The sequence below is a fragment of the Vibrio sp. V19_P1S1T109 genome (genome assembly GCF_002241375.1).
GTDB lineage: Bacteria > Pseudomonadota > Gammaproteobacteria > Enterobacterales > Vibrionaceae > Vibrio > Vibrio anguillarum.
Genome location: NZ_NDIM01000064.1, coordinates 1 through 10219, shown reverse-complemented (window position 1 = coordinate 10219; position 10219 = coordinate 1). Strand labels below are relative to the sequence as shown.

Sequence of the window (10219 nt, the reverse complement as noted above, 5' to 3'; positions counted from 1 at the left end):
GCTTGGTGCAGCCCCTTCTTTCGCCGCGCCGATTTCCTTTCAACAAGCATGGGATCTTTTGCAACAGAGCAATAATTCACTTGCCGCTGGGCGAGCAAATGTCGAACGTTATCAGCATATTGAAAATTCCACAGACAGTCTTAATTTGCCTGCTGTTTCTATTGGTGCAAACTACACGCGTTTAGACCAAGATGTTACTTTGTCAGGAAAGCAGATATTCGATAGCACTGGGCAATCTGTCCCATCATCTTTGGGGCCAGATTTAGGACCGATACTGGCCAGTGCTGGCTCCATCACATCAACCATCACCGAACGAGATATTTTCAGCTCTTCGATTCGCGCTATTTGGCCCATTTTTACGGGCGGACGGATCAGCGCCGCACAAGCTGCTGCGGAAGGTAAGAAAGAAGAAGCGCAAAGCCAGCTCGCAATGGAAACACAAGCGCGCTATGAAGACTTGAGCAAATATTACTTTAGTGTTCTTTTGGCAAAAGAGGTTTTAGTGACTCGCCAAGCCGTTGAGCAAGGGTTAACCAAGCACCGTGATAATGCACTAAAGTTAGAGCAACAAGGACAAATTGCCCATGTGGAACGGCTACAAGCTGAAGCCTCATTAGATAAAGCAACGGTTGAACGCAAAAAAGCACAAAAAACCTTAGATATTGCCCAAAGCGCACTAACCCAAATTCTAGGTCAAACAGAAAAAGTCGAGCCAAGTGGCTCACTGTTTGTCAATGACCGTTTACCGCCGCTCTCTGTTTTTGTGGAGCAAACGCTCAATACCTATCCGGGCTTGGCACTACTTGAAGCAAAAGAAAAGCAAGCAAGCAGCTTGATCAAAGCTGAAAAAGGCAAATACTATCCAGAAGTCTACCTTTACGGTGATTACAGCCTACATGAAGACGATTCACTGGCCAGCCAAATGAAACCGGATTGGTTAGTGGGTATTGGGGTCAACATTCCGTTAATTGAAACATCGGGTCGCAGCGATCAAGTCAAAGCAGCGCACAGCGCGGTCTCACAAGTACGTTACTTAAAGGCGCAAGCTAAGCAAGACTTGAGCGTGTTGGTGGAAAAAACCTATTTGGAAGCCGAACAAGCATTGGAAGAAGTGATGGGACTAAACTCAAGTCTCACACTGGCTAATGAAAACCTGAACCTACGCCAAAAGGCATTCAGTCAGGGTTTAGCAACGTCTTTAGATGTAGTGGATGCAGAGCTCTACCTTGCTAGTATAAAAACGCAACAGTCATTAGCCAGCTTCAACTACTTACTTTCTTTAAATAAGTTACTGGCATTGACCAGTGAAATGAATACTTTCCCTATCTACACACAATCAGCGATTTTGTTGCACTCATCAATGACTCACGAATCACCTGCTCAAAAGGATGCCTTATGAAAGCCGTAAAACCAACACTGATTGCTCTTGCTGCTGTGGTGGCGATCTCTTGGGTAGGCTATCGCTTTTACCAAGCATCTCAACCTAAACCTGTTCGCTTACAAGGACAGATTGAATCTCAACAATACAGTATTTCTTCAAAAGTTCCCGGCCGTATTGATCAGGTACTGGTGCGCAAAGGCGATAGCGTTGAACGTGGCCAGCTCATTTTCACGCTGCACAGCCCTGAAATTGAAGCTAAATTAGATCAAGCGATTGCGGGTCAAAAAGCGGCGGGCGCACTGGCTAAAGAAGCAGAAACAGGCGCACGCGATCAGCAGATCCAAGCGGCAAAAGATCAATGGCTTAAAGCCAAAGCCGCAGCGGATTTAATGGAAAAAACCTATTTGCGTGTCAATAATCTTTACCGTGATGGTGTCGTCGCTGAACAAAAGCGTGATGAAGCGAATACCCAATGGCAGGCCGCTAAATATACTGAAAGCGCCGCTTTTCAGATGTATCAAATGACCAAAGAAGGCGCACGCTCTGAAACTAAACTCGCAGCCGCGGAAAAAGAACGTATGGCTGCTGGTGCCGTAGCGGAAGTTGAAGCTTATGCCGCGGACACTAAAATTGAGAGTTGGTTTGACGGTGAAGTGTCCCAAGTACTGCTGCAAAGCGGCGAACTGGCTCCACAGGGCTTCCCTGTCGTGACTGTCGTGGATACCCAAGACTCATGGGCGGTGCTCAACGTACGCGAAGATCAACTCAAGCATTTTACGAAAGGCACAACATTTACGGCTTACTTACCTGCTTTAGAAGCCAAAGTAGAATTTATCGTTTCCCACATTGCAGTGATGGGTGATTTCGCCACATGGCGATCAACAGACGCCTCACAAGGGTTTGATTTACGCACCTTTGAAATCGAAGCTCGCCCTACCACACCTGTCGAAGGTTTGCGTATGGGAATGAGTTTAGTGGTTGAGCTATAAGCCTTATGTCGATTCAGGTTCGCCCTCAATGGCCTCTGCTGCGCCATGACCCTTGGCTATTGTCTAGCCTAAGCTGGATACCAATAGTATTGGCATTCAGTATTTGGTGGATTTTCTCACAAGGAATAGTGCGCGATCTGCCGATTGGCGTGGTCGATTTGTCTCACAGCCAATTGTCACGTCAATTGATAAGAGATTTCGATGCAACCTCGACCATGGCAGTCACGCACCAGTTCCAAGATGTCAATCAAGCCAAAACTGCGTTAATTGAAAGTGACATTTACGCGTACGTTGTCATTCCGTATCAATTTGATAAATCAATATTTCGTGGTGAGCAGCCACAAGTATCGACCTTCTTCAATAGCCAATACATTTTGGTTGGACGATTGATCAACTCTGCTATTGTTCAAGCACAAAGTACGTTCAATGCCCAAGTGGATGTCGTAAAAAACCTAGCGACTAGCCAACAAACCACATTGAGTGCGATGGGGCGAGCCGTACCAATCAGGACACAGATTACACCCCTGTTTAATCTCAATACAAACTATGCGCAATTTTTAGTCTCGGCGGTTGTACCCGCTCTTTGGCAAATCGTTGTCGTGGTCAGTACCATTATGATTTTGGCAGCAAACCATCGTCACTTTGGTTTGCAAACGTGGCTTGGAGAAAAGCCATTACGAATTTTAACGCTAACATTGATGCGTTATCTGCCGATTTTTATGCTGCAAGGGATTGGTTTTTTAATCTGGTTTTATCAAATATTAATGTGGCCAATGCACGGCAGTTTTGCTCTATTGATTATCGCACAACTTGCAATGACGCTCGCCTGTATGATCATGGGCGCACTCTTTTTCTTTCTAACACTCGATCCGGCAAGAGCAATGAGTTTTGCTGGCGCTTTTACCGCACCAAGTTTTGCGTTTATGGGCATTACGTTCCCAGTGACGGATATGAATACTCTAGCGCAGTGGTGGCGAAGCCTGCTGCCAGTGAGTCACTACATTGAAGTGCAAGTAAGCCAAGTGAGTTATAACGCTGAATTGCTGTCATCACTTAAGTATTTAGTGCCAATGCTGGGCTATGCATTGCCGCTGCTGCTCACTTTGATTCTTATCCGTAAACACAAGCAAGCCGAGCGAATCAACCATGACTGAAACTACGCGATTCATTGCTCTACTTAAAGCAGAGCTAAAAGCGCTATTCACTAACCCTGTGGTGCTGTTGACTGTCTTTGGTGGCGTGGTTTTTTACTCCTTTTTATACCCTTTGCCCTATACGCAGCAAACTCCACGCGAGCAGACACTCTCGATTGTCAATCTCGATAAAAGCCAAGCCAGTTACCAACTAGAACGCATGGTTGACGCAACGCCACAAGTCAAAGTGATTCAACGAGACAGTACCATTGAAGATGCCAAGCAGGCTTTTCTTAACCGCAAAGTTAGCGGTATTTTAGTGATTCCTGAACATTTTTATAAAGACCTACTACTTGGAAAAAGTCCAACACTGGCCTACGCTGGCGATGCCTCTTACTTTCTAGTGTACGGCACCATCGTTGAGGGCTTATCGCAAGCTGGTGGAACCTTAGCCGCGAAAAGTAAAGTGTCACGTTTAGTGATGGAAGGAGAACCGCTTTCTCTGGCCGCTCAGCACTATTCCGCCACAAGCATCAACTTAAAACCGACCTTTAACCCACGCATGGGCTATGTTGATTACGTTGTCCCAGCGGTGTTTGTTTTGATCTTACAACAAACCATGATCATGGCGGCAGGATTAATGGGCGGAACACAAAAGCACGGAAATGGCTATTGGAGTCATACCACACCGCTACGATTAATATTGGTACGCAGCATTGTCCTTGTTGCTGTTTATTATCTACTCAGCATGTACTACTTTGGTGCCAGTTTTACCTCACATGGTGTCAACACCCTCGCTAGTGCGGGGCATTTATTGCTACTTCTACTGCCTTTCTTACTGGCCTCTTGCCTATGCGGCATTTGGCTTGGTTCAGTTACACCGCGGCGAGAATTGGTGACGTTAGTGGTATTAATCAGCTCAATGCCACTGATTTTTTCAGCTGGTTTTATTTGGCCGTTAGAAGCAATTCCACGCCCTATCATTTGGATATCCAACCTCTTTCCAAGTACGCCTGCCATCCAGAGTTTTCTCAGTTTGAACCAAATGGGCGCATCATGGGATCAAATCAGCACTCAGTGGGGGATCTTGTGGGTGCAAGTGTTTGGTTGGGGAGCCCTTGCTTTTTACCAACTCCAGCGGAAGCGTTAATTAATCATTCCTGCCACTGCTGACGCATACGCTCAACAGTGGCATCATCGATACCATGAACATTCTGGTACTGCGCACGGCAAACATTAATCACTAAGGTTGCATGGTAACGTTTAGCCAACTGCTGGTAAGCTCGCATCTCCCAATGTCGGACAAAAGTATTTGCCACAACAACGTCCTCACCTTGCGCTAAACAGCGCTCCACTTGCTGTTGACACCACCGATGAGCTTGCTCGATTTTATCTGGCTGATAACAATAGTTGCCTTTCTCATTGATAAAATACATATCCGCTTCAAAATGCTTTGCATGTAGCGTCCTTGCTAAGGTGCTTTTGCCTGAGCCGGGTAATCCCCTGATCAAAGTTAAGGTTAGCGCCATGTGTATCCAACAGGTAAGTAAACGGATATCCAATAGTAACCAATTTCACAGCAAGATTCATTTTGCTATCGACATCTGGTTTTGATTGAGTTAAGTTCGGCAGTATAGACGTCCAAAAATAGCTTAGGGAGAAAGCTGTGCCGATTAAGATCCCCGACCAACTGCCTGCCGGTAATGTACTGCGTCATGAGAACATTTTCGTGATGTCAGAAACACGTGCCGCCACACAGGGCATCCGTCCACTGAAAGTTTTGATTTTGAATTTAATGCCGAAGAAAATCGAAACCGAGACTCAGTTTTTGCGCCTGTTATCCAATACTCCGCTGCAAGTGGATATTGAATTACTGAGAATTGATGAGCGCCCAAGTAAAAATACCCCCACTGAGCATTTGGAGAACTTTTACCGTCAATTTGAGATGGTAAAAAATCGCAACTTCGACGGGCTCATCATCACCGGAGCACCTTTGGGGTTGGTCCAATTTGAAGATGTGATTTATTGGGAACACTTAAAAAGCGTGATGGAATGGGCTAAAAATCACGTCACTTCCACACTCTACGTTTGCTGGGCAGCGCAAGCGGGGCTAAAACTGCTCTACAATCTACCCAAACGAACTCGCAAAGAAAAATTATCGGGCGTTTATCATCATGAAATCCACCATCCCTTTCATCCGATATTACGCGGCTTTGACGACACCTTTTTAGCGCCCCATTCTCGTTATGCTGATTTCTCACCAGAATACTTAGCCGAACATACGAATTTAGATATTCTCGCCACCTCTGATGTGGCGGGTGTGTACTTAGCCTCAACCAAAGACAAACGTAACGTGTTTGTCACAGGTCACCCTGAATACGACGCACATACACTGCATGGTGAATATATTCGAGATTTAGGTGAAGGGATGGAACCCGCAATCCCAGTCAACTACTACCCCAATGATAATCCAGATAATAAACCAGTCGCCAGTTGGCGAAGCCACGGTCACTTGCTGTTTGCAAACTGGTTAAACTACTGTGTTTACCAACAAACACCTTACGACCTTGAACACTTTAGCGAAGATAAATTTACCAAAGACGATTAGTGTTTCATGCCTGATCATCTCAGTAATGAGGTGTTCAGGTTTTCATCAAACATAGTGCATACTGACTCGCATTCTTCTCTGCTCTTTCCCCCTCGATCTTCTGATTTCCTTATCATGCGTCTAAGCCATTTAGGAGCTGCAGATAATGAAAAAAATACTGATGATATTGATAATGTTCACGTTATCGGCCTGTGTCACCGTGAACGAAAAAGGTGAGCCTGAAGTAAAAGCGGATCCGGTTGAAATGGCCGAATCTCGCATTGCGCTCGGCCTAGGCTATTTAGAAAATGGCAACATGAGCAAAGCACGTGAGAACTTAGAAAAAGCCACACAACATGCGCCGACTTACTATCGCTCGCAACTTGCGATGGCTCACTACTACGAAACTGTCGGTGAAACAGAGGCCGCACGTAAAACCTATCAAACCGCGCTTCGCGCCCATCCCAAAAATGGCAATATTCTCAATAACTACGGCACATTTTTGTGCAAGCAGGGCGAATATCAAAAAGCCGATGAATATTTTAACCGCGCCATTGCTCAACCCTATTATTACCTTGTCCCTGCAAGCTATGAGAACGCAGCCTTTTGCGCGTTAAAATCTGGCGATAAAGAACAAGCGCGCTACTATTTTGCAAAAACATTAGACCATGACCCTAATCGAGCTCGTTCATTGCTGCAATTAGCTAAATTGGAAATTGACGCTCAACAATACACGCAAGCTCGCATTCGCTTGATGCAATTTAATCAGCGCTACGGTAACCAAAAAACATCGCTTCAATTATTGGTAGAGTTAGAGAAAAAGGCAGGAAATAAAGCGTTAGAGAAAAAATATCAAGCGGCGCTCGATACCTTTTCCTAATATCGTATTACTAGGGCAAGGGTTATTTGATATTGGTGGGTCTACCGTCTTTGCCACCAGGACGATCACGATAGTGGATACGGCGAAGACGTCTGACTTTCTGAGCGCGCTGAATTTTTTGATATTCGCGATAGATAATACGAATAAAAAACCCAAGTCCAATCATCGTAAGCAAGGCAAACAGATAAGCGAAGGGCTGGCAGATCCAGTCTGGTTGGCAAGGTAAATAAAGGTCAAAGTCCATACCTTACTCCTTCTATTGCTATCTCAACTCACTGACCAATATAGTCAATCAACGAAGTCAGCCTAGCACTTTGCCGCTAACCATTGTTTGCGTTGGCTGTCATTTTGGAAACTCCATGCGATGAATCGACTCACTTTTTGCCCTTGTTGCATTTCAACAACCCTCACCACTGCAGCACCCACTTTATCTAACTGTTTTTGCATCCAACGTACATTCTCTTTTTTAGAGATCAATGTGGTGAACCACAGCACTTGCTGAGCGTAGTGTTGACTTTCAAAGGCCATGTTTTTAATAAAGGCAGCTTCACCACCGGGGCACCATAACTCAGCTTTTTGTCCACCAAAGTTGAGCGTGACCGCCTTACTTCTATTAGCGTCTTGCCCCGCAATTTCTTGACCTTTTTTGACTCGATTACGCTGTAAATTTTTCAACTTACGTTCGCTGCCTTGCTGCGCCTGTAGTTGTGATGCATGAAAAGGCGGGTTGCACGTGGTGAGATCGTAACGCTCATTTTCTTGAATAATCTGCTTAAAAATGTGTTTTGCATCACTCTGCAAACGGCATTCAATACGCCCATTGAGTGAAGCATTGCCATTAACCACCAGATTGGCGGATTTAATAGAGATAGGATCAATATCGCTACCAACATAGTGCCAGCCGTACTCTGCCACGCCCACTATCGGATAAATACAGTTCGCTCCGATCCCAATATCAAGTGCTTGAACCTTCTCATGCTTGATTGCTGAGCACTCATCTAGCAGCAGATCGGCCACGCGATGAATATAATCAGCTCGACCGGGGATCGGCGGGCACAAATACCCAGCGGGAATATCCCAATGGGTCACATGATAATGATGTGCCAATAACGCTTTGTTGAGCATTTTCACCGCCATCGCATCGGAGAAATTGATGCTCGGTTCACCATTCGGGTTGCGAATAACAAAGGGCTTCAAAGCAGGCAGTGTATTAATCAGCGCGGGGAAATCGTATTGTCCTTGATGCTGATTACGAGGATGTAACCCCTGCTTTGCTTTTAACGCAGGTTTTTTATGGCTCGCTTCAGGTTGGCTTTTCTGCGACTTCGCTTTGGCTGACATTACTGCTCCTCTTTTAAATCGAGATACATCATAAACAATCGTGCATCAAACTCGAGCTGATGATAATTCGGTTCCATATGGCAACACAGTTGATAGAAGGCCTTGTTATGCTCTTTCTCTTTGATGTGAGCCAGCTCATGTACCACTAGCATGCGCAACAGCGGCTCCGGTGCTTCTTTAAACATGCTCGCTATGCGGATCTCATTTTTAGATTTGATTTTCCCACCATGCACTTTGGCAACATAACTGTGCAACCCTAGTGCGTTATTGATAATGTGGATTTTATTGTCGTACACCACTTTACTGATCGGCGCCGTTTTCTTCATGTATTGATTTTTGAGATCAATCGCGTAGTTAAACAACGCTTTTTCACTTTGAATCGAATGGCGCTGTGGGTAGCGTTGCTCAAACCAACTAACGAATTTACCGGCCGTGATCAACTGTTCAACTTGTGACACGAGATGAGGCGGATAGTTTTGTATGTAACGAAAAGATGGATGCATAGCCCAGCAACTGACTCATAAAAAAGGCGCTAAGTGTAACTGAATCAAGCCTGCGTTTCATCTTTCCAATCACAAGGAGCAAGGCTTCGCATCCGAGAGAGTTGAAACTCAGCGCCTCGGTGGGTAAACTTGCCGCCCTTTATGTTCGGTTAATGAGTGAATTGGATGAAACGTATTGTGCTCTACGTCAAAGATAAATGCCCGCACTGTAAAGATGCTCAGCGCTATCTTGACACCAAACAGATCCCCTACCGCTTATGTAACGCAAAAATGCAACGCGGCCGGAAGGAACTGGATTCGATCGGCGCGCGCAGTGTACCGGCTTTAAAAATTGGTGATCGAATTATGATTGGCTGGAACCCAAACAACTTTGAAAAAATCTATCAAAGTTAATCGAACGATACACATCGCCCCTTTCACACGTACTGTTTCACAAATTCAATAAAAGTACGGTCGGCATTAGACAAATAGCCCTCTTTGCGCCATGCGAGGGCTAAATCTAACCAGACTGGCGGTTCAAAAGGGATCGCTCGAACATCCGGTTCATGCTCCGTTACAAGCTCTAATAACGCAGTCACTGCGTACTCATGTTTGACAATACTTAAAATCATTGGCAAAAGATTGGTTTCAAAAGAGAAATGTGCGCTGAGCTTATGCTCTTTACACACTTTATCAATGAAGTCGCGGTGGAAATAACCGGGCTTAAACATTACCAATTCATGCTCAAAAAAGGTCTTAAAATCTATCGATTCTCGTTGTGCTAACTCATGTTCTTTCCCCACTACCGCCACCATTTGCGATGATAATAGGGGATCGACCTCTAAATCCGGAGGAAGATCATGATTGAGGATCACGCCAATATCTAGCTCACCACTGAGCAACATTTTTCTAATCGACTGAGTTCCCGCTTCTATCACCGTCATTTTTAGCAAGGGAAAGTGACTTTTAAAAGCCATTACAATTTCTGGAAAGAAATAGGATCCCATCATGCTCGGCGCGCCGAGCCTCACTTCACCTTTGACGAGCCCTTTAAGCTCATCCATCGCCAATTGTGCATCTTCAAGTTGCTGCAAAATACGAGTGGCGTGTTCATATAACACTTGCCCTTCATGGGTCAGCGTCACTTTTCGCTCATCTCTTTTTAGCAAAACAACCCCTAATTGCTGCTCAAATTTTTTAATCGAAATACTAAGCGCTGGCTGCGCAATGTGCAGTTGCTGGGCTGCTAAAGTAAAGCTGCCGCATTGAACCACAGCCGAAAAATGTTTTAGATGGCGAGTATCCATAGCGTTATGGTTCCACAGAATCAAACGAAGCGAGGTTCGTCCAACGAGGTTTGGATATATTTTATATATCACGACGATATTTTTAATATATTTTATTAATCACCAAGCCACTGCTACTG

12 protein-coding genes are annotated in these 10219 nt (G+C 45.1%); 7 read left to right on the top strand and 5 right to left on the bottom strand.

Annotation, left to right across the window (positions count from 1 at the left end):
* Positions 1–31: 31 nt before the first annotated feature.
* The 4 genes from B9J87_RS03145 to B9J87_RS03130 are packed head-to-tail and all read left to right on the top strand — an operon-like array spanning position 32 to position 4653.
* Entirely contained in the window at positions 32–1399 is a 1368-nt protein-coding gene (locus B9J87_RS03145; protein WP_254918089.1) for a TolC family protein, read from the top strand.
* Positions 1396–2370 (top strand): HlyD family secretion protein, encoded by a 975-nt coding sequence (locus B9J87_RS03140; RefSeq protein WP_017042989.1) that lies wholly within the window; start codon positions 1396–1398, stop codon positions 2368–2370. The genes B9J87_RS03145 and B9J87_RS03140 overlap by 4 nt, the downstream gene beginning before the upstream one ends.
* 5 nt (positions 2371–2375) lie before the next feature.
* Positions 2376–3524 (top strand): ABC transporter permease, encoded by a 1149-nt coding sequence (locus B9J87_RS03135; protein WP_017044820.1) that lies wholly within the window; start codon positions 2376–2378, stop codon positions 3522–3524.
* Positions 3517–4653: an ABC transporter permease gene (locus B9J87_RS03130; protein ID WP_013856658.1), complete on the top strand. Its 1137-nt coding sequence runs from the start codon at positions 3517–3519 to the stop codon at positions 4651–4653. Before B9J87_RS03135 ends, B9J87_RS03130 begins: the two co-directional genes overlap by 8 nt.
* 4 nt (positions 4654–4657) lie before the next feature.
* Here the strand turns inward: B9J87_RS03130 and B9J87_RS03125 are convergent, their stop codons facing one another.
* On the bottom strand, positions 4658–5032 hold the full coding sequence (locus B9J87_RS03125; RefSeq protein WP_029388298.1) for an ATP-binding protein: 375 nt from the start codon (positions 5030–5032) through the stop codon (positions 4658–4660).
* A 137-nt stretch (positions 5033–5169) separates the two neighbouring features.
* Here B9J87_RS03125 and metA point away from each other — a divergent pair, with 137 nt between their 5' ends.
* Positions 5170–6111 carry a homoserine O-acetyltransferase MetA gene (gene metA, locus B9J87_RS03120; protein WP_094149338.1) on the top strand — a complete coding sequence of 314 codons (942 nt, stop codon included), beginning with the start codon at positions 5170–5172 and terminating at the stop codon, positions 6109–6111.
* 145 nt (positions 6112–6256) lie between these two features.
* On the top strand, positions 6257–6970 hold the full coding sequence (gene pilW, locus B9J87_RS03115; protein WP_094149337.1) for a type IV pilus biogenesis/stability protein PilW: 714 nt from the start codon (positions 6257–6259) through the stop codon (positions 6968–6970).
* A 22-nt stretch (positions 6971–6992) separates the two neighbouring features.
* Here the strand turns inward: pilW and B9J87_RS03110 are convergent, their stop codons facing one another.
* The 3 genes from B9J87_RS03110 to B9J87_RS03100 all read right to left on the bottom strand — a co-directional run bounded on the left by B9J87_RS03110 (position 6993) and on the right by B9J87_RS03100 (position 8814).
* The gene (locus B9J87_RS03110) at positions 6993–7214 is read right to left on the bottom strand and encodes a hypothetical protein (RefSeq protein ID WP_017044824.1); all 222 of its coding nucleotides are present in this window, start codon (positions 7212–7214) and stop codon (positions 6993–6995) included.
* 62 nt (positions 7215–7276) lie between these two features.
* Complete coding sequence (gene rlmF / locus B9J87_RS03105; RefSeq protein ID WP_017044825.1) at positions 7277–8311, bottom strand: 23S rRNA (adenine(1618)-N(6))-methyltransferase RlmF; 1035 nt, start codon at positions 8309–8311, stop codon at positions 7277–7279.
* Positions 8311–8814: a M48 metallopeptidase family protein gene (locus B9J87_RS03100; protein WP_010318598.1), complete on the bottom strand. Its 504-nt coding sequence runs from the start codon at positions 8812–8814 to the stop codon at positions 8311–8313. The genes rlmF and B9J87_RS03100 overlap by 1 nt, the downstream gene beginning before the upstream one ends.
* 165 nt (positions 8815–8979) lie before the next feature.
* Here B9J87_RS03100 and B9J87_RS03095 point away from each other — a divergent pair, with 165 nt between their 5' ends.
* Positions 8980–9207 (top strand): glutaredoxin family protein, encoded by a 228-nt coding sequence (locus B9J87_RS03095; protein WP_094149336.1) that lies wholly within the window; start codon positions 8980–8982, stop codon positions 9205–9207.
* A gap of 23 nt (positions 9208–9230) precedes the next feature.
* Here B9J87_RS03095 and B9J87_RS03090 read toward each other — a convergent pair whose 3' ends face one another.
* Complete coding sequence (locus B9J87_RS03090) at positions 9231–10100, bottom strand: LysR family transcriptional regulator (RefSeq protein ID WP_026027359.1); 870 nt, start codon at positions 10098–10100, stop codon at positions 9231–9233.
* Positions 10101–10219 lie beyond the last annotated feature (119 nt).

Excerpts from the sequence above, each read along its gene's own strand:
- B9J87_RS03135 (WP_017044820.1), top strand. The coding sequence starts at position 2,376 with ATGTCGATTCAGGTTCGCCCTCAATGGCCTCTGCTGCGCCATGACCCT.
- B9J87_RS03095 (WP_094149336.1), top strand. The coding sequence starts at position 8,980 with ATGAAACGTATTGTGCTCTACGTCAAAGATAAATGCCCGCACTGTAAA.
- B9J87_RS03110 (WP_017044824.1), bottom strand. The coding sequence starts at position 7,214 with ATGGACTTTGACCTTTATTTACCTTGCCAACCAGACTGGATCTGCCAG.
- pilW (WP_094149337.1), top strand. The coding sequence starts at position 6,257 with ATGAAAAAAATACTGATGATATTGATAATGTTCACGTTATCGGCCTGT.
- B9J87_RS03100 (WP_010318598.1), bottom strand. The coding sequence starts at position 8,814 with ATGCATCCATCTTTTCGTTACATACAAAACTATCCGCCTCATCTCGTG.
- B9J87_RS03125 (WP_029388298.1), bottom strand. The coding sequence starts at position 5,032 with ATGGCGCTAACCTTAACTTTGATCAGGGGATTACCCGGCTCAGGCAAA.
- B9J87_RS03140 (WP_017042989.1), top strand. The coding sequence starts at position 1,396 with ATGAAAGCCGTAAAACCAACACTGATTGCTCTTGCTGCTGTGGTGGCG.
- rlmF (WP_017044825.1), bottom strand. The coding sequence starts at position 8,311 with ATGTCAGCCAAAGCGAAGTCGCAGAAAAGCCAACCTGAAGCGAGCCAT.
- B9J87_RS03130 (WP_013856658.1), top strand. The coding sequence starts at position 3,517 with ATGACTGAAACTACGCGATTCATTGCTCTACTTAAAGCAGAGCTAAAA.
- B9J87_RS03090 (WP_026027359.1), bottom strand. The coding sequence starts at position 10,100 with ATGGATACTCGCCATCTAAAACATTTTTCGGCTGTGGTTCAATGCGGC.